The organism is Kocuria sp. UBA5001 (assembly GCF_002398425.1).
Classification (GTDB): domain Bacteria; phylum Actinomycetota; class Actinomycetes; order Actinomycetales; family Micrococcaceae; genus Kocuria; species Kocuria salsicia.
Window position 1 is genome coordinate 142,445 of record NZ_DGYR01000013.1, and the last position, 22,959, is coordinate 165,403.

Genomic DNA, 22,959 nt, shown 5'->3' on the forward strand with positions numbered 1-22,959 from the left:
CGGGCGGGGCCTTATTCCATGCCGCGGCAAGTTTCTCGTGCGTGCTGCCGGACGACGCCGCCCGGTGGCCGTGGTCTTCCAGTCTCCCCGGGGGTGCCCGGGCGAGTGGGGGAGCAGCCTCAGGCGGAGATCAGCGCAATGCCCGTGAGCACGGCGGTGCAGCCGATGAGCCGCGGCACCAGGCGGTTCTCCTTGTAGATCCACCACGCGAGCAGCGAGCCCACCACGATGCTCGACTCCCGCAGGGGAGCCACGAGCGCCACCGGGGTGGACTGCATGGCGAAGAGCACCAGGATGTACGCGAGCGGGGACAGCAGGCCCACCGCGACGATCCGGTTCCGGTCCACGGCCCACGAGCGCACCATGTCCTGGCGCTGCCGCCACGCCTTGGGCGTCACGGTGAGCACCAGGACCACCGAGGTCAGCGCGAAGTACAGCACGGGCGGCAGGTCCAGGGTGGCCATGGAGTGGTCGTCCCACAGGGTGTACCCGGCGATGCACGCGCCCACCGCGGCACCCCACAGCACGCCGGTCAGGGCGGACCCGCGGGTGGGTGTGGCAGCGGAGTCGCCCCCCGGTGAGTGCCCGTCCGCCCCTTCCGGGGTTGACGTTCCGGACGCGGAGGAGTCCAGCGGGGCGGCGTCGCGCGCGATGACCGCGCCGGGATCCGACGCGTCGGACGAACTCGGCGGGGCGGCGTCGTCGTCCCGGGTGGAAGTGGGCGTGCCGAACGTGGCGACCACGGCCACGCCCACGAGCACGGCGATCGCCCCAGCGGCGGCCGTGAGGGAGAGCTGTTCACCCAGGAACAGGACCGCCACGATCATGGTGATCATGGGTCCGGTGCCGCGGGCCACCGCGTAGACCACGCCCAGAGGTGCGCGGTCGTAGCCGGTCTGCAGGGCGGTGCCGTAGACGGTGTGCAGCAGCCCGGAGACCACGGCGGCGCCCACGAGGGGCCACCCCCAGGACTGCCACGCCCCGGGTTCCAGCAGGCTCACGGGGATCAGCACCACCGAGGAGACGAGCCCGTACCACCACACGAACAGGGTCCCGTTGCCGCGGATGCCCTTGGCGAGGATGTTCCAGACCGCGTGCACCACGGCGGCCAGGAGGATCAGGGACACGCTGAGAGTGGACATCACCGTCCATTGGAGCGCACGCGGGGACGCGCGGGCGAATCGGAGCGCGGATTTGTCGCCGCGCCACGCCCGCCGGGCGGCGTCCGGGACGGCTCAGTCCCGCCGGTACTTCAGCAGCTCCGCCATGGCCGCCACGGTCTCCCGGGCGATCCCCGTGCGGTTCTCCACGTGCAGCTTGAACATGACGCCCTCCCCCAGGGAGATCACCAGCTCTGCGGGAATGCTGGTGCACCCGCTGACCCGCAGCAGCTCGCGCGCCTGCCCCTCGAGCCGCACGCGCTCCTCCGCGAGCACGGTGGCCAGCTGCGCGTTCTCCCGGGTGGTGTCCACGAGCCAGCACAGGGTGCCGCGCAGCTCCGCGTCCTCCAGCCCCCGGCCGGTGATGACCCGCAGCATGCGCTGCGCGGTGACCTCCGGGTCCGGGCGGGCGGCGTCCGCGGCCGCCTCGGCCAGCACCCGCCGGGCCTCGGCGTCCCGGCGGGACTCGATGTCCTCCACGCACGCCGTGAGCAGGGCGTCCCGGGTGGCGAAGTAGTAGCGGATGGAGCCGTTGGGGACCCCCGCCCTCTCGGCCACCTGGCGGTGGGTCACGGCGGCCGTGCCCCCGTGCGCGAGCAGCTCACACGCGGCGGCGAGGATGTCCGCCCGGCGCTCCACGGCGCGGGCCTGTGTGCCTGCGATGATCACCACTCCTCAAAACTAGTACGGGCGTACAACTATGCTATATCCTCGTCGAGTGCCACCCGCCGTGCGGGCAGAGACAGCAAGAAGGCAAGCTCAGCCATGACAGCAACCCTTGACACCCCCGAGGTGATTCCAGCCCCCGCGGCCCCGCCCCGTTCCTTCCTGCTCTCCCTGGCCGCCGTGCTGGGCGTGGGTCCCTTCGCGATCGACATGTACCTCGCGTCCCTGCCCGAGATCGGCGCGGACTTCGCCGCCCCGTCCTGGACGGTGCAGCTCACCCTCACGGGCTACCTCATCATGCTCGGCGCGGGGCAGCTGGTTGCGGGGCCCGTGACGGATGCTTTCGGACGGCGCCGCCCGCTGCTGCTGGGCCTGAGCATCTTCATCGCGGCCTGCCTGCTCGCGGCCGCGGCGCCCTCCATGGCCGTGCTCGTGGTGGCCCGCATGCTCCAGGGCGCGGGGGCCGCCATGGCGTTCGTGGTGATCAACAGCGCCGTGCGGGACCGCGTCTCCGGCGACGCCGCCACCCGCGCCTTCGCCGTGCTCGTCACCGTGACCTCGGTGATCCCCATGATCTCCCCGGCCGTCGGCGGCTGGGTGGGCGAGCTCTTCGGGTGGCGCCCGGTGTTCCTGGTGCTCGCGCTGATCGGGGCCGTGTCCCTCGGTATCGTGTTCCGGTGGCTACCCGAGTCACTGCCGGCCCAGCGGCGGGTCCCGCTGGCCTTCGCGCCCGTGCTGCGCGCCTACGCCGGGCACCAGCGCTCCCGCTGGATGCTCGTGCCCCTGGGGGCGCTCGCGGGCACGTTCGTGTACCTCTTCTGCTACCTGGGCGGGGCGTCCTACGTCTACCAGGGCCACTACGGGGTGTGTCAGGCGGACTTCGGGATGATCTTCGGGGTCACGGGCTTCGCCTCGGTGGGCGGCGCGGTGATCGGCCACCGCCTGGCGCACCGGCTGACCACGGGCCAGCTGGGCGTGCTGGGGATGCTCATCATGGTGGCGGGCGGCGTCATGGCCACCGCGACCGCGCTGTGCACCGAATCCCTGTTCCTGCTGGCCCTGAGCGTGGGCTTCGGGCTGCTGGGCCTGGGCGCGTGCGAGCCCGCGTTCATGTCCCTGTGCATGTCCTCGGCCACCAGCAACGTGGGGGCGGCCTCCGCGCTGCTCGGCGCCACCCAGTTCCTCTCCGGCGCGCTGACGACGGCGCTGATCGCCTTTCCCGCCACGCTCGCCCCGTGGGCGTGGGCGGCCACGATGCTCGGGGTGGCCGTGGTATCCCTGGGGCTCGCGCTCCTGGCGTCACGGTGGTCCGTTCCGGTCCGTCAGGTTTGAGGGCCCGGGCCGCGTGGAGGCCCGCCGGGCCGTGCCGTGCCCGCGCCGCGCGGCCGCATGCGTCCCCGGGAGCGCCGGGGCATCCAGGCCGCCCCTGCCGGCGACGGCTAGTGTGAACTGTGTGCAGCATACGGCCGGGGCAGGGGCCGTGACCTCCCAACCTCTGCCGGCTTGGAAAGGCGTTCTCCCGTGAAGAAACGACTTGTCGCCGAGTGGGAGCCCGCGCTCGGGGCCTTCGTCACCTGGCCCGCGGCGCTTCCGGGTGCCCTGCTGCGGGACCTCGCGCTGGACGCGCACCTGTGGGTCCTCGTCACGGACGCCGCCTCGGAGACCGACGCCGCCGCGTGGTTCGCGTCCCAGGGCGTCTCCCCGGACCGGGTCACGTTCGTGCGCGCGCCCCAGGGCGACGACGCCGTGTGGGTGCGCGACTGGGGCCCGCACCCCGTGATGGACGAGCACGGTCAGCTGTGGTGCGTGGGCCCGCGGTACGTCTACGCCACCCCGTTCACGGCCCATGAACCGGGCGCGCCCCTCGAGACCGCGGACCGTGAACCGCTCGCCGCGCTCGAGTACGAGCCCGTGGACCAGCGGGCCCAGCCCGCGCTCGCACGGGCGCTGGGGCTGCCGTTCGAGAAGCTCCCGCACGCCTTCACCGGGGGCAACGTGCTCTCGGACGGCCACGACCTGCTCATCAGCACCGAGGTGCTCGTGGCCGAGAACGCGTTCGACGGCGCCACGTGGGACGAGGCGCGCCAGGACGCCTCCGCAGCCACGGGCATGAGTGAGCACGTGGTGCTGCCCGACTACGAGAACTGGGGCATCCAGCACGCGGACTGCCTGCTCAAGGTCCTGGACGAGGAGCGGCTGCTGGTGCTGCGCCCGCCCGCGGACCACCCGCTGCGGGAACGCTACGACGCGATCGTGACCGAGCACCTGGAGCCGCTGCTCACCCGCTGGGGGCGGCGCTTCGAGATCCTGCGCATGGACACCGGAATCAGCCCCCACGGCGGGCTGGCGCCGTACGTGAACTCGGTGGTGCTCAACAAGGTGGTCTACGTGCCGCGCTACGGCATCCCGGAGGACGAGACGGCCCTGGAGCAGTGGCGCGCGGCCATGCCGGGCTACGAGGTCCGCGGGTACACGTTCTCCTTCGACAAGGAGCCCCACGCGGTGCGCAACCCCCGCAACACGGGCCCCACCGGCTGGCGGGACGGGGACGTGCTGCACTGCCGCGTGCGCGGGGTGTTCGACCCCAGGATGATGCACGTGTCCGTGCGACGCCCCGGCCCCGAGAACCCCTCCCTGGTGCGCGTGCGCGCGGAGGGCTGCGGCGGCACCCGGGTGAAAGCGGTGACCCTGCTGAGTCGCCGGGCGGACGGTGCGGAGACCACCCGCACGCCCATGCGGGAGACCGCGCTGGACGGCGAGTACACGGCCCACCTGCCGCAGGGGCCGGACTCCCGGGAACTTGAGTACGCGGTGGAGGCCACCTCCGAGGACGGCCGGGTGCAGCGCTGGCCCCGCCCGTCGGCCGCGTGGCTGTGCGCGTCGATAGACTGACCGACCGTGGCCAAGCTCTACTTCCGCTACGGCGCGATGAACTCCGGGAAATCCACGGCGCTGCTCCAGGCCGCCTACAACTACGAGGAGCGCGGGCAGCGTGTGCTGCTCGCCAAGCCCCACGTGGACACCAAGGGCGAGGACCAGATCCTCTCCCGGCTGGGTGTCACCCGCACGGTGGACTTCCTGATCCAGCCCGGCGAGAGCGCCATGGGCCTGTTCAAGCGCCACTCCACCGGCGATGACCCGGAGGCCCTGCTCGAGCACGTGGACGCCCAGCCCGTGGCGTGCCTGCTGGTGGACGAGGCGCAGTTCCTGGAGACCGGGCAGGTGGACGACTTGCTACGGATCGCCGTGCTGCTGGACGTGCCCGTGATGGCCTACGGCATCCGCACCGACTTCCGCACCCGTTCCTTCCCCGGCTCCGAGCGGCTCATGGAGCTCGCCCACACCCTGGAGGAGCTCAAGACCATCTGCCGCTGCGGACGCAAGGCCCTGTTCAACACGCGGAAGGTGGGCGACGACTTCGTGTTCGAGGGGGACCAGGTGGCCATCGACGGCGTGGCCGTCACCTACGAGTCCCTGTGCGCGGCGTGCTACCTGCGGGAATCCGGCGGCAGGCTGGGCTGAGAGGACAGCCCGGCACGTAAACTGCCCGTATGAGCACCGACTTCTCTCCCGTGGACCTGGCCACCGCCCGTGAGCGCCTGCGCGAACTGATCAAGGACCTCGCCGTGGTGCGGGGCAAGGTCACGCTGGCCAGCGGCATCGAAGCGGACTACTACGTGGACCTGCGCCGCGTGACCCTGCACCACGAGGCCTCCCGGTACGTGGGTCAGGTCATGCTCGGTCTGCTGGACGAGGCCGGGATCGTGTTCGACGCCGCCGGTGGGCTCACCATGGGCGCGGACCCGGTGGGCAACGCGATCATGCGCACGGCCGGGGACCAGGGCCGCGCCGTCGACACCTTTGTGGTGCGCAAGGCTCAGAAGTCCTACGGCATGGGGCGTCAGGTGGAGGGCCCCAGCGTGGTGGGCCGCAACGTGGTGGTCGTCGAGGACACCTCCACCACCGGCGGTTCCGCCCTGACCGCCGTGGAGGCGCTGCAGAAGGCGGGCGCGAACGTCGTGGCCGTTGCCGTGATCGTGGACCGCCGCACCGGCGCCAAGGAGCGCATCGAGGAGACCGCGGGCGTCCCGTGCCTGTACGCCTACTCCAAGGATGAGCTGGGGCTTGACTGACTCTGAACTGCCCGCTGATCGAGAGGTCGGCGTGGGCCCCTGGCAGGGCGAGTGGCCCGACGGGGAGCACTGGGACCCGGAGCTGCTGCGCGCGGGCGACCGCCGCAACGTGGCGGACCAGTACCGCTACTGGCGCATGGACGCGATCATCGAGGACCTGGACGCCCGCCGCCACGCCTTCCATGTGGCCGTGGAGAACTGGGAGCACGGCTTCAACATCGGTTCCGTAGTGCGCACCGCCAACGCGTTCCTCGCGCGTGAGGTCCACATCATCGGGCGACGCCGCTGGAACCGCCGCGGGGCCATGGTCACCGACCGATACCAGCACGTGCGCCACCACGCGAGCGTCGCGGAGTTCATGAACTGGGCGCGCCAGGAGGGGCTTGCGGTGCTGGCGATCGACAACGTTCCCGGCTCGCAGCTGATCGAGATGTTCGACCTGCCAGAGCGTTGCGTCCTGGTCTTCGGCCAGGAGGGCCCGGGCGTCTCCGAGGAGCTCGTCAACCAGGCGGACGCGGTGCTGGCCATCGAGCAGTTCGGCTCCACCCGCTCCATCAACGCCGGAGCGGCCGCCGCCGTGACCATGCATGCATGGATCCGCCGCCACGTGTTCGAGCAGCGTCCTGCGCCCTCGTCCGACGTCAGGAAGGGGGCGGGAGCGTGAAAAAGGCCGGCCGACCATAGCCAGGAGGCAGAAGTTACCGTATGGTCATGTGAGTTAAATCACATGATGAAAGGTTCGCATGCTCATGGCTGCCTCGACCACACGGCCATCGTCCTTGCGGCGTTCTGCGGGTGCCCTCGCCCTGGGCGTTGGGCTGCTGCTTGCTGGACTGCAGCCCGCGCATGCGCAGAGCGCAGCAGGCTCCGCACCAGATGACGGTTTTTCCGAGCTGCCGCGCAGCGAGCAGGACCAGAAGCTCCAGGAGCAGGGTCTGACCCGCGATGATCTTGCCCGCGAGGATGCGCTGAAGAAGCTCCGCAGCTCCACGGACACGGACTTCTACAGCACCCCGGCGCAGCTGCCTGCCGCCAACGGGGGCGTGGTGCGTTCGGAGCCGTCCACGTTCTACCTGGACCCCGTCAAGCTCATCAAGCCCAATGCGTCCGCCACGCGCATCATGTACAGGAGCACCAACAGCAAGAACCAGGCCGTGGCCACCACGGGCACCGTGCTGCAGTCCAAGGCTGCGTGGCGCAAGCCCGGTCCACGGCCGCTCGTGGTGCTGTCCTCGGGCACCCAGGGTATGGGCGACTCGTGCGCGCCGTCCCGTCAGATGGCCATGGGCACAAACTACGAAGGCCTCAGCCTGGCCGGCCTGATCAATGCCGGCTACAACGTGGTGGCCCCGGACTACATCGGTCTGGGCACTGACGGCGCCCACACCTACATGAACCGCGTGGACCAGGCTCATGCCGTGCTCGATGCCGTGCGCGGTGCGCAGCAGCTCGGCATGGAGGGAGTGGACGCTAAGACCCCCGTGGCCGCCGTGGGATACTCGCAGGGCGGCGGTGCCACGGCTGCAGCCGCGGAGAGCGCCCCTGAGTACGCCCCGGAGGTGCAGCTCAAGAGTGCCTAAGTGGGTGCGCCGCCCGCGGACCTCACACTCACGGGTCAGCACATCGACTCCTCTCTCTTCTCCGGCCTGTCCTTCTACGTGATGGGGGCGGCCGAGGACTCCGGGGTGGCGGTTCGGGACAGACTCAATGCGGAGGGGCAGAGGCGCTATGACAAGGCCCAGGACAGCTGCCTGGTGGGCACCGTCCTCTCCGACGCCCTGGTGCCGTCCGAGAAGCTCACGGCTGACGGGCGCTCCTTCTCCCAGCTGCTCGGGAACCCCGCTCTGAAGGCGTACCTGGACGAGCAGACCATCGGTGCCGCGGGCCGCCACCCTCGTGTCCCGGTGCGCATCGCCCACACCGTGGCGGACGACGTCGTGCCCTACCAGTCGGGCCGACGGCTCGCCCAGAAATGGTGCGCCTCCGGCGTGAACGTCTCCATGCAGACGCTCGCCACGCCCACCCATGTGGGGGCCTCCCTGGAAGGCATTCCCTCGATGCTCGTCTACCTGGACGCACGGTTCAAGGGCATCCCGCAGACCAGCTCGTGCTGGCGGTTGTGATGTCACGAGATGAGCCACCGCACCCCGGCACCGCATCCTGCGGTGCCGGGGTGCGGTGGTGACCCCTCGGCGTCGTCCGCGCCGCCCCGCAAGGTGGGGCTTGTGGTGGGTGGGAACGATAGCGCGGATCACAGGTGCCCGCCCCCGGTCGCCTAGACTGGGAAGAGGCCTCAGGCCACGGTCCAACCGTGCATCGGGAACCCAGAAGAAGGAGCACACCATGCCCATCGCAACCCCTGACGTTTACTCCGAGATGATCGACCGTGCCAAGGAGAAGGGCTTTGCCTACCCGGCCATCAACGTGACCTCCTCGCAGACCCTGAACGCCGCGATCCGCGGCTTCGCCGAGGCGGGCTCGGACGGCATCATCCAGGCCTCCACCGGCGGCGCCGCGTACTGGTCCGGTGCGTCCGTGAAGAACATGGTCACCGGTTCGCTGGCCATGGCCGCGTTCGCGCGCGAAGTGGCGAAGAACTACGACGTCAACATCGCCCTGCACACGGACCACTGCCCGAAGGACAAGCTCGAGGGCTTCGTGCTGCCGTTGCTCGCCGAGTCCGAGAAGGCCGTGGCCCGCGGCGAGGACCCCATCTTCCAGTCGCACATGTGGGACGGATCCGCGATCCCCCTGGACGAGAACCTCAAGATCGCCCAGGAGCTGCTGGAGCGCACCAACAAGGCGCACATCATCCTGGAGGTGGAGATCGGCGCCGTGGGCGGTGAGGAGGACGGCGTGGTCGGCGAGATCAACGACTCCCTCTACACCACCGTGGCGGACGGCATGAAGACCATCGAGGCGCTCGGCACCGGTGAGAAGGGCCGCTACATCACCGCCCTGACCTTCGGCAACGTCCACGGCGTCTACAAGCCCGGCAACGTGCGCCTGCGCCCGGAGCTCCTCAAGGAGATCCAGGACGAGGTGGGCAAGAACATCGGCAAGGACCGCCCGTTCGACCTCGTGTTCCACGGCGGCTCCGGCTCCACCGCCCAGGAGATCGCGGACGCGGTGTCCTACGGCGTGATCAAGATGAACGTGGACACGGACACCCAGTACGCGTTCACCCGCCCCGTGGCCGACTTCATGCTGCGCAACTACGACGGCGTCCTGAAGGTTGACGGCGAGGTCGGCGACAAGAAGAAGTACGACCCCCGCGTGTGGGGCGCCGAGGCGGAGGCTGGCATGGCCGCCCGCGTAGTGGAGGCCTGCCAGAACCTCGGTTCCGCGGGCACGTCCATCAAGTAGCACCACCCGCACTGCTCCGGCGCCCCGCACGCGAACGTGCGGGGCGCCGCTATGTCCCACGACACTTGTTACCCTCCAGGACATGGGAGCCAGCACCGAACAGTCCGAGAGTCCCGACCGAACCGCCGAGCGCGTCGCCGCGGTCCCGGAGCCGTCCACCGCGTACCTGCACCAGCTGCGGCGGGACACCGAGCGGCGCAAGGGCGAGCTCAGTCACCACCTGCGGGAGCACGACGGTGCGACGGAGGATCTGCAGTCCCGGCTCGAGTCCCTCGTGGACGCCCAGGCCGAGGGGCTGACCCGGATCCTGCACCTGCTCCACGAGAACCCGGAGACGGCGTTCCAGGAGCACCGCGCCGCCGAGTGGATCGTGGAGTACCTGGCGGCGCACGACATCGCCGCGCAGTGCCCTGCCCACGGGCTGGACACCGCCGTTCACGCGGAGGTCTCCTCCGAGGACTTCGACCCTCGATCCCACCGCACCATCGCCGTGATGTCCGAGTACGACGCCCTGCCGGGGATCGGCCACGGCTGCGGGCACAACGTGATCGCGGTGACGGGCCTCGGGGCGTTCGTCGCGCTCGCCGAACTGCTGCGGGAGGAGCCCGGCGCGTTCTCCGGACGCGTGGTCTACCTGGGCACCCCCGCCGAGGAGGGGGAGGGCGGCAAGGAGATCATGGCCCGCAACGGTGCGCTCGAGGGCGTTGACGCCGCCGCCATGGTCCACCCATACATGACCGACCTGACGGACCAGGTGTGGCTCGGACGGCGCCAGTGCGAGGTGACCTTCCACGGCCGGGCCTCCCACGCGTCGTCGCACCCCTTCATGGGCCGCAACGCGCTCGACGGCGCCGTGCTCGCCTACCAGGGCCTCGGGCTGCTGCGTCAGCAGACCCCGCCCACGGACCGCATCCACGCGGTGCTGCCCGAGGGCGGCGAGCGGCCGAACATCATCACCGAGTCCGCCACCCTGCGGCTCTACGTGCGGTCCCAGCGCCCCGAGACGCTCAGCGCCCTGTCCCAGCGGGTGGGCGAGGTCATGGAGGGCGCAGCGCTCATGGCCGGGGTGGGCGTGAGCGTCGCGTGGGACACCTCCCCGGCCACGCTGCCCGTGCTCAGCAACGGCCCGCTGTCCGACCGCTGGGTCCTCGCGCAGCAGCGGCGCGGGCGGGACCCCTACCCCGCGGGCACACTGTCCGAGGTGCTGGCCGCTTCCACGGACTTCGGCAACGTCAGCTACCGCGTCCCCGGGATCCACCCGCTCATCGGCATCGCCACGGAGGACACGGGGCTGCACTCCCGCGAGTTCGCGGAGGCGGCGGGCTCCCCGCGCGCGGAGCGCGCCGGTCTCGACGGCGCGTACGGACTGGCCGCTGTGGCCCTCGACTACCTGACGGACGACGAGCTGGCCGCCGACGTCGCGGAGGACTTCCGGGCGAGCGGTGGCGGGATCTCCGTACCCGACTACTTCGACTGAGCGCCCGGGACGGGGCGTTCCACCGTTTCTCCGGCACCGGCTCGACGACGCCGCCCCGGACCACACCTTCCACACCACCGACCACCACGGAGCACCCATGAACGCCACCGCCACCACCAGGCCCAGCCGGGGGGATCGTCTTCTCTCCGGAATCGAACGGGTGGGCAACAGGCTGCCCGAGCCCTTTGCGCTGTTCACCATCCTGTTCCTGATCACCGCGGCGGTCTCCACGGCCATGGCGTGGGCCGGAGTGGTGGTGCAGGTTCCGGGCAAGGACGAACCCGTGGCCATCCAGGGCCTGTTCACGGGGGACGGGATCGCATGGTTCACCACCACCCTGGGTGAGAACTACATCGGCTTCCCGCCGCTCGTCACGGTGGCCACGATCCTGCTGGCCATCGGCATCGCGGAGAAGTCCGGGTTCCTGGCCGCGGCCATCCGATTCACGATCGGCAGCGCCCCGCGGTGGCTGCTGCCCTACACCGTGGGGTTCGTGGGCGTGGTGGGCTCGATCATGGCGGACTCGGCGTTCGTGGTGATCCCGCCGCTCGCGGCGCTCGCCTTCAAGGCGGCGGGCCGCCACCCCGTGGCGGGGCTGCTGGGCGGCTTCGCGGCCGCGGGCGCCGGGTACTCCACGAACATCTTCCCGACCTCGCTCGACGCCCTGTTCGCGGGCATCACCAACGCGGTGATCCCCACCGTGCCGGCGCTCGCGGAGAGCGCCACTGAGGTGAACCCGCTGTCCAACTACTGGTTCAACATCGTGGCCGCGCTTGTGCTGTCCCTGGTGGCTGGGTGGGTCATCGACAGAATCGTGGAGCCGCGCGTGGAGCGGGCGGGTGTCTCCCGGGACGAGGTCAACCCGGAGACCGCCCAGCTCATGACGGACACCCGTGCCATCCGGATCGTGGGGGACGAGCAGACCGTGGCCGAGTCCCGAGAGCCGGACGTGGAGGCGGCGCTGTCCCCGAGGGAGAAGAAGGCCCTGGCATGGGCGTGCAGTGTGTTCGTGCTGATCGGCGTGGCCATGGTGGTCTTCGCCCTGCTGCCGGACTCGCCGTGGCGCAACGAGGCTGGGCACTTCCTTCCCAAGTCACCGCTGCTGGCGTCCATCGTGTTCATCATCTTCGCGTTCTTCTCCGTGAGCGGCTACGTCTACGGCCGCGTGGCGGGAACCGTGCGCGGGTTCCGGGACGTGCCCGTGATGATGGGTGCCGCCCTGCGGGACATGATCTCGTTCCTGGTGCTCGCCTTCGTGCTGGGGCAGTTCATCGCCCTGTTCAACTGGTCCGGGATCGGCTCGTGGATCGCCGTGACGGGCGCCGAGGGCCTGCAGAACGCCGGGGTGAGCGGCTTCCCGGTGATCATCGGGTTCATTGTCCTGTGCTCGCTGCTGAACCTGTTCATCATCTCCGGCTCCTCCATGTGGACGCTCATGGCCGCCGTGTTCGTGCCCATGTTCGGGATCCTCGGCTTCGAGCCCGCGTTCATCCAGGCCGCGTTCCGGGTGGGGGACTCCGCCACCCAGGTCATGACGCCGCTGAACCCCTACATGGTGGTGCTGCTGACCATGCTCAGGAAGTACGAGCCCTCGGCCGGGCTCGGCACGGTGATGGCCCGCATGATCCCCTTCGTGGTGCCCTTCTGGGTGGTGTGGGTGCTCATCCTCACGCTGTTCTACGTGCTGGACCTGCCACTGGGCCCGGGCGTGGGAATCATGATCGGGGACTGAGGCAACCCTGGTGGCGAACGGCCTGGAGCGGCGTCGTCGTGCGTGCGTACAGTGACAGCGGACCCCGCACGACCGTGGAAAGGAACCACCGTGGCACTGCTCGGCAAGAACCTGCTGGACGAACCGGCTCCCACCTACTTGGAGGAGAACTCGGAGCTCGTGGCCCGCTTCGACGCGGGCGACGAGGCCGAGGACCTCGCCGCCGCGTTCCCCAAGGAGCAGCTGCCGTGGGCCATCCTCGCGGAGGACGCGCTCGCGGACGGCCGCACCCTGGAGGGCTACGCGTACGCGCGCGTGGGCTACCACCGCGGCCTGGACGCACTGCGCGGCCACGGCTGGAAGGGTCACGGCCCCGTGCCGTACTCCCACGAGGCGAACCGCGGGTTCCTGCGCGCCCTGGCCGCGCTCGGCCGTGCCGCCGCGCAGATCGGCGAGATGGACGAGGCCGCGCGGATCGAGAAGTTCCTGGACGACTCCGATCCGCAGGCCGCCACGCAGATCGAGGCTCACTGAGGTCAGCGCCCGCGGGAACGCGCGGCTCCGAGGACCCGTCCCTCCAGGGGGCGGGTCCCCGGTCACATTGCCCGTTCCCCTGTCCCGGGGGCGGCGAGGACGGGCACAATGAGGGCACAGCCGGGGCTCACCGCCGAGCCTGAGCGCATCCCCTCCGGGCGGCGCGCCCCACGAGAGGAGCATGCCGCCATGAGAATCTCCGTACCCCGCGAGATCAAGCCCGAGGAGGCCCGCGTGGGCCTCACGCCCACCATGGTCACCGCGCTGGTCGCCCGGCACCACGAGGTCTTCGTGGAGGAGGCCGCGGGCCTGGGAGCGGGATTTGCCGACGACGACTACCGCGCCGCCGGTGCGCACGTCACCTCCCAGGAGGAGACCTGGGCGCAGGCCGAGCTGATCGTGAAGGTCAAGGAGCCCGTGGGCACCGAGTACCGCTTCCTCCGCCCGGGCCTCACGCTCTTCACGTATCTGCACCTGGCCGCGAGCCGGGGGCTGACGGAGGCCATGCTGGAAAGCGGCGTCACCGGCATCGCGTACGAGACCGTGCGCGTGGGCCGGGTGCTTCCCCTGCTGCGTCCGATGTCCGAGATCGCGGGGCGCCTGGCGATCGCGAACGCCGCCCACCACCTTCAGTTCCACGCCGGTGGCCCCGGGATCCTGCTGGGCCGTGTCCCCGGCGTGGTGCCGTCCACCGTGCTGGTGGTCGGCGGCGGAACCGTGGGTGAGCACGCCGCACGGGCCGCGGTCGGTGCCGGGGCGGACGTCACGATCCTGGAGGCGAACGGGGACAGGCTCCGGCAGCTGGACACGCTCTTCCCGACCGCACGCGTGCTGATGAGTGACACCCACCGGATCGAAGAGGAACTTCCCCGCGCGGACGTGGTGGTCGGCTCCGTCCTCATCCCCGGGGCCGCGGCTCCCAAGCTCGTGCGGCGCGAGCACCTGGCACTGCTCAAGCCCCACGCGCTGCTGGTGGACGTGGCCGTGGACCAGGGCGGTTGCTTCGAGACCACGCGCCCCACCACCTACCACGACCCCGTGTATTCGGTGGACGGCATCCGCCACTACTGCGTGGCCAACCTCCCGGGTGCGGTGCCGGTGACCGCAACGCAGGCGCTGACCCACGCGACCACGCCGTACGTGATGGGGCTCGCCGGTGGAGTCGACGCCGCCCTTGCCATCGACGCCGCCCTGGCCGCCGGGCTCTCGACCCGTGCGGGGCAGCTGTGCTCACCGGGTGTCGCGGCGGCCTTCCCAGACCTGCCCGCGGCGCTGTGACGGCACGAGCACGAGGTGGGCGGTGCACGGCATAACGGAATGACCGCACGACCGCAGTGACGACGCGAGGAAGTCCCCGGTCCGCGGACCGGGGGCTTCCTCGCGTCCCGCCCGTGCGGAGCGGTTCAGGCGCGTGGCGGACAAGCCGCGCCGGGGCTCAGACCAGGGGAGCGGCGTCGTCGTGCGCGGCACCGTCACGCGAGGCGCCGGAACGACGGCGCTCGCCGTCGTCGCCCCGGATGAGGAGCTTGCAGGCCAGCGCGATCAGGCAGACCAGCACGAACGTGGCGATGAACTGCAGGCGCACCGAGGGGTCCAGCAGCCCGAGCACCACGATGGCCGCGAGCAGCGCCAGCGCGAAGTAGGACAACCACGGGAACGCCCACATCTTCAGCGGGGAGGACACCCCGGCGCGTTCCGCACGGCGGCGCAGGATGATCTGGGAGACGAGTGCCACGCCCCACACCACCAGGCACGTGGAGCCGATGACGTTGAGCATCACGTTCAGCACCGTCGCCGGCCACACGTAGTTCAGGGCCACGGCGATGAATCCGAAGACCACGGAGGCCACCACGGCGGCGCGGGGCACGCCGCGCTCGCTGGTGCGGCCCAGCGAGCGGGGCGCGGAGCCGCGGCGGGCCAGCGAGAAGAGCATGCGCGAGCTGCCGTAGATGTTGGCGTTCAGGGCGGAGAGCAGCGCCAGGATGATCACCACGGTCATCAGGACGTCCGCGCCGGGGATGCCGGCCTCGGTGAGGACCGCGACGAACGGGCTGGAGGACAGGCCCTCGTTGTTCCACGGCAGCACCAGGACCATGACCGTCACGGAGCCCACGTAGAAGATGAGGATGCGCACCAGGATGGTGCGGATGGCGCGGGCCACGTTGGTCTGCGGATCCTCGGTCTCGGCGGCGGCAATGGTCACGAGCTCGGTGCCGCCGAAGGCGAAGACCACCACGAGCAGCGCGGCGGCCACGCCCGTGAGCCCGTTGGGCATGAACCCGCCGTGCTCCGTGAGGTTCGACAGTCCCGGGCTCGGGGCGGGAAGCACGTTCAGCAGCATGAGCACGCCCACCACCAGGAAACCCACCACGGCGGCCACCTTGAGCAGGGCGAACCAGAACTCCGTCTCGCCCAGCGTACCCACGCGCACCAGGTTGATGACGGTGAACGCCACCATGAAGACCAGCGCCCACACCCACTGGGGCAGCCCCGGCCACATCTCCGTGACCAGCTGGGCCGCGGCGGTGGCCTCAGCGGCCACCACCACCACGATCTGCGCCCACCACAGCCACCCGAGGGCACGGCCCATGGTCGGTCCCATGGCCTTTCCGGCATACGTGGAGAACGCCCCGGAGGACGGGTCTGCCGCGGCCATCTCGCCCAGCGCCCGCATCACGAGCACCAGCAGCGTGCAGGCCACCAGGTAGGAGATCAGCACCGCGGGCCCGGCCGTCTTGACGGCCGCACCCGTGCCCACGAACAGCCCCGTGCCGATCGCCGAACCCAGCGCCATCATCACCAGGTGGCGGGGCTTGAGGTAGCTGCTCTGCGCCGGCTGCGACGGCGCCTGCGGGGAGTGCTCGCGGTTCCCGCCGTGGATCACGCTCGACGAGCTGCGCGGCGCGGGCGAGGGATCCTGGGGTGAGCACGGGGAGGTCATGGGAGAAGAGGTTACCGGGCCCGCGGGTAGCCTGCGTTCATGCGCACCCTCCTGAAGGACCACCACCGTGTCGTGGCCTCCCGCAAGCCGCCGATCTACCTGATCTCCTGGGCGGGCTACCCGAACTTCGGGGACGAGCTGATCGCGGCGGCGTGGGTCAATCACCTTGCGAAGGTCGCGCCCACCACGGATGTGTGGCTGGACGTGCGCGAGCCGGGAACCGCCACCGCCCTGCTGCGCGGGCTGCACCCCCGCCTGCACGTGGTGAACACTCTCTTCCGCGCAATGCACGAGATGAACCACGGCTCCGGGCGCTCCATGCAGAGTCTGATCGCGGACCTCGGCTCGCCCAAGTACGACGCCGGGCTGCTCGCCCTGCGCGAAGCAGCCACCGTGCACCTGCTGGGCGGCGGGGTGCTGCACCAGGACTGGATCGAGAACTTCCGGATCGTGGAGGCCATGCGTGCGGTGCGCAAGCTCACCGGTGCGCGGCTGTTCGCCACGGGGCAGGGGCTCATGCCCTTCGCCGGGGACACCCTCGCGGACCTGGACCACCTCAGTGTGCGGGACCGCCCGAGTGCCGAGGCCGCCGGTGTGCCTCTGGGGTTCGACGACGCGTTCCTCCTGGCCGAGGACCCGCGCCACGCCCGAGCGCTCGGGCTCCGGGCCGGGCAGAAGGGCGAGGGAGCGGCAACCGCGGTCACCCCGAGCGAAGTGGTGGTGTGCGTGCAGTCGGACACCCTCGCGGAGGGGGCGTTCGAGCGGATGCTGGACTACACCCGGGCCCAGCTGCGGCGTTGGGACCTGCCGCGCGAGTCAGTGCGCTACCTGGAGGCGATCCCCGGGGAGGACCACCTGGGCTGGGAGCGGCTGCGCGACGTCGTCGCCCCCGAGGGGTTCATCCCGTTCCAGGCTGCGTGGGACGGCGAGTTCAGCTTCGGCCCGCACCAGGTGTGGCTCACCACCCGCTTCCACCACCACCTCACGGCCGCACTGCACGGAGCCAGGGGCGTGGCGCTCAGTGGCAAACCCGGGTACTACGACATCAAGCACCAGTCCGTGGTGGACGTGGGCTCCCGCTGGAACCTGGTCCACGCGGGCGGGGACGCAGGTAGGTGCGCGGAGACCGTAGGCCTCGAGCAGCTGGCGGCGCCGGGGAGTTTCGGTGAGGCCGTGGCCGTCAAGCGGGACGAGGCGGCCCTCCTGTACGGGCGGTAGACCGGGCCCGTTCCCAGCGCAGTGGCCCGGGCTGTGGGGTCGACCAGGACGTGGGCCCGCAGATCCACCGCAGGACCCGGCCGCAAGCCGCCACATGCCGTCGGGCATGGGAAGGGCCCGTGGCTCCCACACGGTGTGGGTGCCACGGGCCCTCGTCCTGGGGCGGTCTGCCGACGCGTCGGAGACCTGCCCGGGACCAGATCCCTACTTCAGCTGGTCGTAGCGGAAGAGGAAGGCGGCCATCTGGTCACGCTGCACGGCCTGGCCCGGGCGGAAGGTGCCGTCTGCCCAGCCCTTGGCGATGCCCTGCCCGTTCATCCAGGAGATCTCCTTGTAGAAGACGTCCGTGGTGCGCACGTCCTTGAAGGGGGAGACCTTCGGGGCCGTGTAGGAGGGTGAGCCCGCCATCCGGTAGAAGAAGGCCGCCATCTGCTCACGGCTGATCTTCTGGGTGGGGCGGAACGTCCCATCGGACCAACCCTTGGTGATGCCCTGCTCGCTCAGCCAGGAGATCTCCTTGTAGAAGACGTGGTTGGTGGGCACGTCCTTGAAGGGAGACTTCGTGGGAGGCGTGTACTGCGGGGAACCGGCCATCCGGTAGAGGAACGCGGCCATCTGGTCACGCTGCACGGGCTGGGTGGGGCGGAAGGTGCCGTCCGGCCAGCCCTTGGTGATGCCCTTGCTGGCCAGCCAGGAGATCTCCGAGTGGAACACGTAGTTCTTCGGCACGTCCTTGAACATCGGATCCTGCGTCCCGGGGACCGACGCCGCAGGCTGGACCCGCTTGACGTCGGCCTTCGCGCCGTCCTCACCCTTGTGGATGCCGGAGAGGTCCCCGGTGCCGTTGTGCAGGTGCAGGAACAGTGCCTCGCCCTCGGCCTTGTCCGAACCGCGGTGCGCGGTCAGCTTCTTGCCGGGCAGGTCCGTGAACAGCGAGTTGTTGAACTTCTCCCCGCGGAACGAGACGGTCGGGGCCACCGGGTTGAACGAGATCGTCTCGGTCTGGTCCACCGCGCCGTCGATGTTCGCGGAGTAGGTGGAGACCTGGTAGTTCAGCCTGGTGCCGCTCTTGGTGGGGTCGATGCCCAGCTTCGCGGTGCTCACGGGCAGGACCACGGCGTTGGTGTCGAAGGTGTTCGTGTCCGTGTCACCCCAGGAGCCATTCACCGGCTGGCGGTCGATCACCTTCAGCTCGCCGTTGACGTAGCCGTAGAGGTTCGCCACCGGGTAGTCCAGGCCGTCCGCTCGGCCCAGGGCCACGTAGTGGTCGGCCCGGCCGTTGCCGGTGCTGTCGATGGCGATCTGGATCTCGGCGTCCGGCTTCATGGTGCTGGCGTTGCCCCAGCTGGAGACACCGAAGTTCACCAGGCCGTCCCTGGCGGCGTCCTCCTTGTCAGCCTTCAGCTGCGGGAGATTTGAGGACGCGCCCACGTACTGCAGGTCTGCGAACTGGGAGTTGCCGCCGGCCAGCTTGGTGGACGCCAGACGGTCGGACTTCGCACCCAGCTCGAAGGCGCCGACGGCGGACTTCCAGCCGCCCTGGTCCACTCCGGTTCCGGTCAGGGGGACGGTGGCGTCACCCTGCTTGTCCCACTGGTTCAGTGCGGCGCCGTCCACGCGCATGTCTGCCACGGGCTTCGGGGCGATCGAGACCGGGACGCGCATGTCCTGGCCCTTCTCGCTCAGCACCAGGCGGCCGGACTCGGTGGCCAGGAACTGACGGGCGAGACCCAGCTGGGTCACGGCCTCCGAGGGGTCGTGGGTCTTCTCCAGCTTCGCCCGGTCCACGGTGGCGGTCACCTTGACGGTGGTCTTGCCGCCCTTGGGCACGGTGACCGAGGCCGGTGCGGTGATGCTCACGCCCGGGACCTCGGTGGAGGGGTCGAAGCGCACCTGGTAGGTGTGCGCGGCCCCGCCGGTGTTGTCCACCACGAGCTCACGGGAGAAGGTGTCCCTCGCGTTCCTGATCTCGGTGACCCCGAAGGTCGAGGAGACCACGGACGTGTCCGCCTTGTCGTAGACCATGACGTCCTGGTTCACGGCGCGCAGCGCATCCACGCGGCCCGAGCCCACGCGGTCCACCGCGGAGGTCTTGCCGTTCGCCGCGTGGACGTCGTGAACCGCCGAGTTCATGATGGCGGACTTGATGTTCTGCGGGCTGTAGTTCTGGTGCTTCTGCTGCACCAGGGCGGCGATGCCGGCCACGTGCGGGGTGGCCATGGACGTGCCCGTCTTGACCGAGACACCGTTGCCCATGGACACGCCGGCCGAGCCGATGTTGGTACCGGGAGCCGCGACATCCGGCTTGAGCACGCCGTTGCTGCCGTGCTGGCCGCGGGACGTGGAGTCGTTGACCTGGTCCTTGGAACCGGTGTCCGTCCTGGCTGCGCCGATCCACTCCGGGGCCAGCTTGATCTTCGCCCCGCCGGTCTGCACTGCGGGCTTGATCTTGTCCACGGACTTCTTGCCCATCAGCAGACCCGGGATCTTGGCGTTGCCGGCGATCGCAGAGGGGTCCACCGCGTAGTCGGACTCGAGCACCACGCCCTTGCCCCCGGCGGCCGCCACGTTGTCGAAGCGCACCTTCGAGCCGCAGGGGAACGGGCCGTTGTCCTCCCAGTCGAGCATGACCCACTTGCCCGCGAAGTTCTGCGAGAACGGGGTGCAGCCGAACTTGTTGTCCACGGGGGCCGCCACGATGTCACCCTGCAGGTCCTCGGGCTTCGCGCCGGAGTAGTCGTAGCTGCCGCTGTAGGAACCGGTCAGCTCACCCTTGGCGCTGTCCGGGGAGAGCGCCTGCGCCTTGTCCTGGGCCGCCGTGCTGCCCTGTGAGTTGGCCACGGTCAGGGCGGAGCGGGCGCTGCCCGGGGAGCCGGAGATCTCGTGGAAGTCCCCGGCGTTGCCCGCTGCGATCACGGAGAGGATGCCCTGCCGTGACAGGGCGTCGATCAGGTCGTTCTGGGGATCGTCCGCCGGGCCGAAGTCGGAGCCCAGGGACATGTTGACGATGTCCGCCTTGTCCGAGAAGTCCCCGTCCATGTTGGGGTCCAGGGTGCGGTCCAGCGCGTTGATCGTGAGGTTTGTGGAGCCCTCGCAGCCGAAGACGCGGAAGCTCATCAGCTGGGCCTCGGGCGCGGTGCCCGGGCCGATCTTCATCTTCTTGACCTGGTCCTCGGTCAGCTTGGTGAAGTCGCCCTTGAAGGTCTTGCCGTCCGCGCCGACGCCGTAGCCGGCCGTGGTGCCTGCCACGTGCGTTCCGTGTCCACCCGCCTCGCAGTCCAGCGGGTTGGAGTCCGGCTTCGGCACGCTGCCGGCCACGCGGGCGTCGTAGGAGTCGCCGGCGAGGTCGTAGCCGCCCACGAACTTCTTGGGGTCGTACAGGTCGGAGTCCTTGCCCGGCAGCTCGGTCGAGGCCTTGGCCTTCTTGTAGCCGTCCGTGGTGCCTGGGCCGCCGAAGTCCGCGTGGGTGTAGTCCAGGCCGGAGTCGATGACCGCGACCTTCACGTCCTTGCCCGTCTGGCCGGTCTGGGACCACGAGTTCAGGGCGTTGGTGTCCACCACGGAGCCGGCGTTGCTGCGGTACTGGGGGGTGATCTTTGAGATCTTGACGACCTCGGAGCGCTTGGCGAGATCCCGCAGCTGGGCGGCGTCGCCCTGCAGGGCCACGCCGCGCAGGGCGTTGGCGGTCGTGTAGAGCAGGTCGGAACTGGATTCGGAGGCCAGGGATGATGCGGCGCTCTGAACCGACTGGCGGATGGCCTGCACCTGCGCCGCGGCCTGCACCGGATCCTGGGTGCCGGTGCGCACGCCCTCCGGTTGGGTGGCCTCGAAGGCGCTCGGGCCCTGGAGTTGGACGAAGACGGCTACCTGGCCCTCGGCGTCCTTGAGGTCCGAGCTGATCAGGCGGTCCGGGCCCTGGGGGTTGAGGTCGTCCGCGGGGGCGCCCGGGGGGACCTCGACGGCGCTCGCCGGCAGCACTGTGCCCAGGGCCAGTGTCAGGCCGAGGGCCGTGGCCAGGCAGGTCTTGGCGGCTCTGCCACGACCTGCCCCTGTCTCATGATTCATGGTGTGTTCCTTTGCCCGTCGAGTGATGCAGTCAGACGCATCACAGTGTCCCCAAGAGTGCGCTCTGACATGCGCAAAAGCAACGATTTCGTCCAAATTCCCTGTGTCGACACTGATTGCGACCTGTGTGACGCCGTTCACCGCCCGGTCTCAACCGCTGTTCCGGCCCGACCGGCCTCCGGAGGGCTTGGCCGGGTAGACTGGGCTGCTGGTTCCTCCGGCCGTCGGGCCACACCCGGATAGAGAGTGTTTCCATGCCAGCAATCGTGATAGTCGGCGCCCAGTGGGGCGATGAAGGCAAGGGCAAGGCCACGGATCTCCTGGGCGGCCGCGTGGACTACGTGGTCAAGCCCAACGGTGGCAACAACGCCGGCCACACCGTGGTGGTGGGCGGTGAGAAGTTCGAGCTCAAGCTCCTTCCCGCGGGCATCCTGAGCCCCAACGCGACCTCCGTGATCGGCAACGGCGTGGTCATCAACCCGCAGGCCCTCTTCGAGGAGATCGACGGTCTGGAAGCACGCGGTGCGGACACCTCCCACCTGCGCGTCTCGGCGAACGCCCACCTGGTGGCGCCATACCACCAGACGCTCGACCAGGTCACGGAGCGGTTCCTGGGCAAGCGCGCCATCGGGACCACCGGCCGTGGCATCGGCCCGTCCTACATCGACAAGGTGGGCCGGCTGGGCATCCGGGTGCAGGACCTCCTGGACGAGTCCATCCTGCGGCAGAAGATCGAAGGCGCCCTGCGGCAGAAGAACGAGCTGCTGGTCAAGCTCTATAACCGCCGCGCGTTCGAGGTGGACGAGATCGCGGACTACTTCATGGGTTTCGCGGAGCGTATCGAACCCATGATCGTGGACGCCACGCGCATGCTCAACGAGGCCCTGGACCGTGACGAGGTGGTGCTCATGGAGGGCGGCCAGGCCACGTTCCTGGACGTGGACCACGGCACCTACCCCTTCGTGACCTCATCCAATCCCACGGCCGGCGGCGCGTGCGTCGGGTCCGGCGTGGGCCCCACGCGGATCACCCGGGTGATCGGCATCCAGAAGGCGTACACCACACGCGTGGGCGCCGGTCCGTTCCCCACCGAGCTCTTCGACGAGATGGGCGAGCGGTTGCGCACCACGGGCGGCGAGTTCGGGGTCAACACGGGCCGCCCACGCCGCACGGGCTGGTACGACGCCGTGATGGCCCGCCAGGCCGCGCGCATCAACGGCTTCACGGACCTGTTCATCACCAAGCTGGACGTGCTGACCGGGATCCCGCAGATCCCCGTGTGCGTGGCCTACGAGGTGGACGGCCAGCGCTTCGACGAGATGCCCATGACCCAGTCGGACTTCCACCACGCCAAGCCGGTCTACGAAATGTTCCCCGGCTGGAAGGAAGACATCACCGGCGCGCGCACCCTCGAGGACCTGCCGCGCAACGCCCAGGACTACGTGGCCGCACTGGAAGACCTCTCCGGGTGCCGGATCTCCGCCATCGGCGTGGGACCGGATCGCGACGACACCATCGTCGTTCGGGACCTGATCTCGGACTGAACGGCCGAAGTCGCCTTGCCCGGTGCCAGGGTCCCGGGTGCACGGCGACCCCTGCCAGTGCAGGATTCTGACAGGTGGGGGTTCCCGGCGGATGCAGGATCCCGGTAGCCACTGATTTCCCATGCACACATCTCCGCCCCGGTT

General features: G+C 70.0%; 16 protein-coding genes and 1 pseudogene. 13 read left to right on the forward strand and 4 right to left on the reverse strand.

Going from position 1 to position 22,959, the window contains the following annotated elements; all coding sequences use genetic code 11:
* Positions 1-119: 119 nt before the first annotated feature.
* Both B3G12_RS08565 and B3G12_RS08570 read right to left on the reverse strand, forming a co-directional pair.
* Positions 120-1,142: a DMT family transporter gene (locus tag B3G12_RS08565; RefSeq protein WP_290499903.1), complete on the reverse strand. Its 1,023-nt coding sequence runs from the start codon at positions 1,140-1,142 to the stop codon at positions 120-122.
* Between the two features lie 93 nt (positions 1,143-1,235).
* Positions 1,236-1,829 (reverse strand): TetR/AcrR family transcriptional regulator, encoded by a 594-nt coding sequence (locus tag B3G12_RS08570; RefSeq protein ID WP_144941276.1) that lies wholly within the window; start codon positions 1,827-1,829, stop codon positions 1,236-1,238.
* Between the two features lie 96 nt (positions 1,830-1,925).
* Here B3G12_RS08570 and B3G12_RS08575 point away from each other — a divergent pair, with 96 nt between their 5' ends.
* The 11 genes and pseudogenes from B3G12_RS08575 to ald all read left to right on the forward strand — a co-directional run bounded on the left by B3G12_RS08575 (position 1,926) and on the right by ald (position 14,325).
* Positions 1,926-3,158 (forward strand): multidrug effflux MFS transporter, encoded by a 1,233-nt coding sequence (locus B3G12_RS08575; RefSeq protein ID WP_290499904.1) that lies wholly within the window; start codon positions 1,926-1,928, stop codon positions 3,156-3,158.
* Positions 3,159-3,347: 189 nt separating this feature from the next.
* Positions 3,348-4,718 (forward strand): agmatine deiminase family protein, encoded by a 1,371-nt coding sequence (locus tag B3G12_RS08580; RefSeq protein ID WP_144941272.1) that lies wholly within the window; start codon positions 3,348-3,350, stop codon positions 4,716-4,718.
* A gap of 6 nt (positions 4,719-4,724) precedes the next feature.
* Positions 4,725-5,348, forward strand: coding sequence for a thymidine kinase (locus tag B3G12_RS08585; protein WP_035960877.1), 624 nt, complete (start codon positions 4,725-4,727; stop codon positions 5,346-5,348).
* A 29-nt stretch (positions 5,349-5,377) separates the two neighbouring features.
* The gene (pyrE, locus tag B3G12_RS08590) at positions 5,378-5,959 is read left to right on the forward strand and encodes an orotate phosphoribosyltransferase (RefSeq protein WP_144941270.1); all 582 of its coding nucleotides are present in this window, start codon (positions 5,378-5,380) and stop codon (positions 5,957-5,959) included.
* The gene (locus tag B3G12_RS08595) at positions 5,940-6,623 is read left to right on the forward strand and encodes a TrmH family RNA methyltransferase (RefSeq protein ID WP_144941268.1); all 684 of its coding nucleotides are present in this window, start codon (positions 5,940-5,942) and stop codon (positions 6,621-6,623) included. Before pyrE ends, B3G12_RS08595 begins: the two co-directional genes overlap by 20 nt.
* A gap of 457 nt (positions 6,624-7,080) precedes the next feature.
* A pseudogene (locus B3G12_RS08600) lies at positions 7,081-8,082 on the forward strand (lipase family protein).
* A 220-nt stretch (positions 8,083-8,302) separates the two neighbouring features.
* Positions 8,303-9,325 (forward strand): class II fructose-bisphosphate aldolase, encoded by a 1,023-nt coding sequence (gene fbaA, locus B3G12_RS08605; protein ID WP_144941264.1) that lies wholly within the window; start codon positions 8,303-8,305, stop codon positions 9,323-9,325.
* A gap of 82 nt (positions 9,326-9,407) precedes the next feature.
* The gene (locus tag B3G12_RS08610) at positions 9,408-10,802 is read left to right on the forward strand and encodes a M20 family metallopeptidase (protein WP_290499905.1); all 1,395 of its coding nucleotides are present in this window, start codon (positions 9,408-9,410) and stop codon (positions 10,800-10,802) included.
* 97 nt (positions 10,803-10,899) lie between these two features.
* A complete protein-coding gene (locus B3G12_RS08615; RefSeq protein WP_290499906.1) occupies positions 10,900-12,534 on the forward strand; it encodes an AbgT family transporter in 1,635 nt (544 codons plus the stop codon).
* 90 nt (positions 12,535-12,624) lie between these two features.
* Positions 12,625-13,047: a DUF3151 domain-containing protein gene (locus tag B3G12_RS08620; RefSeq protein ID WP_186366772.1), complete on the forward strand. Its 423-nt coding sequence runs from the start codon at positions 12,625-12,627 to the stop codon at positions 13,045-13,047.
* A 189-nt stretch (positions 13,048-13,236) separates the two neighbouring features.
* A complete protein-coding gene (gene ald / locus B3G12_RS08625) occupies positions 13,237-14,325 on the forward strand; it encodes an alanine dehydrogenase (RefSeq protein ID WP_290499907.1) in 1,089 nt (362 codons plus the stop codon).
* 157 nt (positions 14,326-14,482) lie between these two features.
* Here ald and B3G12_RS08630 read toward each other — a convergent pair whose 3' ends face one another.
* Complete coding sequence (locus B3G12_RS08630; RefSeq protein ID WP_144941256.1) at positions 14,483-15,988, reverse strand: amino acid permease; 1,506 nt, start codon at positions 15,986-15,988, stop codon at positions 14,483-14,485.
* A 39-nt stretch (positions 15,989-16,027) separates the two neighbouring features.
* Between B3G12_RS08630 and B3G12_RS08635 the strand changes: the two genes are divergently transcribed.
* The gene (locus B3G12_RS08635) at positions 16,028-17,206 is read left to right on the forward strand and encodes a polysaccharide pyruvyl transferase family protein (RefSeq protein WP_290499908.1); all 1,179 of its coding nucleotides are present in this window, start codon (positions 16,028-16,030) and stop codon (positions 17,204-17,206) included.
* Between the two features lie 204 nt (positions 17,207-17,410).
* Here the strand turns inward: B3G12_RS08635 and B3G12_RS08640 are convergent, their stop codons facing one another.
* Positions 17,411-21,271: a S8 family serine peptidase gene (locus B3G12_RS08640; RefSeq protein ID WP_290499909.1), complete on the reverse strand. Its 3,861-nt coding sequence runs from the start codon at positions 21,269-21,271 to the stop codon at positions 17,411-17,413.
* Between the two features lie 254 nt (positions 21,272-21,525).
* On the opposite strand from B3G12_RS08640, the gene B3G12_RS08645 reads away from it, so the two are divergent.
* On the forward strand, positions 21,526-22,815 hold the full coding sequence (locus tag B3G12_RS08645) for an adenylosuccinate synthase (RefSeq protein ID WP_290499910.1): 1,290 nt from the start codon (positions 21,526-21,528) through the stop codon (positions 22,813-22,815).
* The last annotated feature ends 144 nt before the right edge of the window (positions 22,816-22,959 follow it).

Bases quoted from the DNA above. Each gene is read 5' to 3' on its own strand.
- ald (WP_290499907.1), top strand. From the start codon at position 13,237: ATGAGAATCTCCGTACCCCGCGAGATCAAGCCCGAGGAGGCCCGCGTG.
- B3G12_RS08640 (WP_290499909.1), bottom strand. From the start codon at position 21,271: ATGAATCATGAGACAGGGGCAGGTCGTGGCAGAGCCGCCAAGACCTGC.
- B3G12_RS08575 (WP_290499904.1), top strand. From the start codon at position 1,926: ATGACAGCAACCCTTGACACCCCCGAGGTGATTCCAGCCCCCGCGGCC.
- B3G12_RS08615 (WP_290499906.1), top strand. From the start codon at position 10,900: ATGAACGCCACCGCCACCACCAGGCCCAGCCGGGGGGATCGTCTTCTC.
- B3G12_RS08635 (WP_290499908.1), top strand. From the start codon at position 16,028: ATGCGCACCCTCCTGAAGGACCACCACCGTGTCGTGGCCTCCCGCAAG.
- B3G12_RS08595 (WP_144941268.1), top strand. From the start codon at position 5,940: ATGAGCTGGGGCTTGACTGACTCTGAACTGCCCGCTGATCGAGAGGTC.
- B3G12_RS08610 (WP_290499905.1), top strand. From the start codon at position 9,408: ATGGGAGCCAGCACCGAACAGTCCGAGAGTCCCGACCGAACCGCCGAG.
- B3G12_RS08565 (WP_290499903.1), bottom strand. From the start codon at position 1,142: ATGTCCACTCTCAGCGTGTCCCTGATCCTCCTGGCCGCCGTGGTGCAC.
- B3G12_RS08630 (WP_144941256.1), bottom strand. From the start codon at position 15,988: ATGACCTCCCCGTGCTCACCCCAGGATCCCTCGCCCGCGCCGCGCAGC.
- B3G12_RS08645 (WP_290499910.1), top strand. From the start codon at position 21,526: ATGCCAGCAATCGTGATAGTCGGCGCCCAGTGGGGCGATGAAGGCAAG.
- pyrE (WP_144941270.1), top strand. From the start codon at position 5,378: ATGAGCACCGACTTCTCTCCCGTGGACCTGGCCACCGCCCGTGAGCGC.
- fbaA (WP_144941264.1), top strand. From the start codon at position 8,303: ATGCCCATCGCAACCCCTGACGTTTACTCCGAGATGATCGACCGTGCC.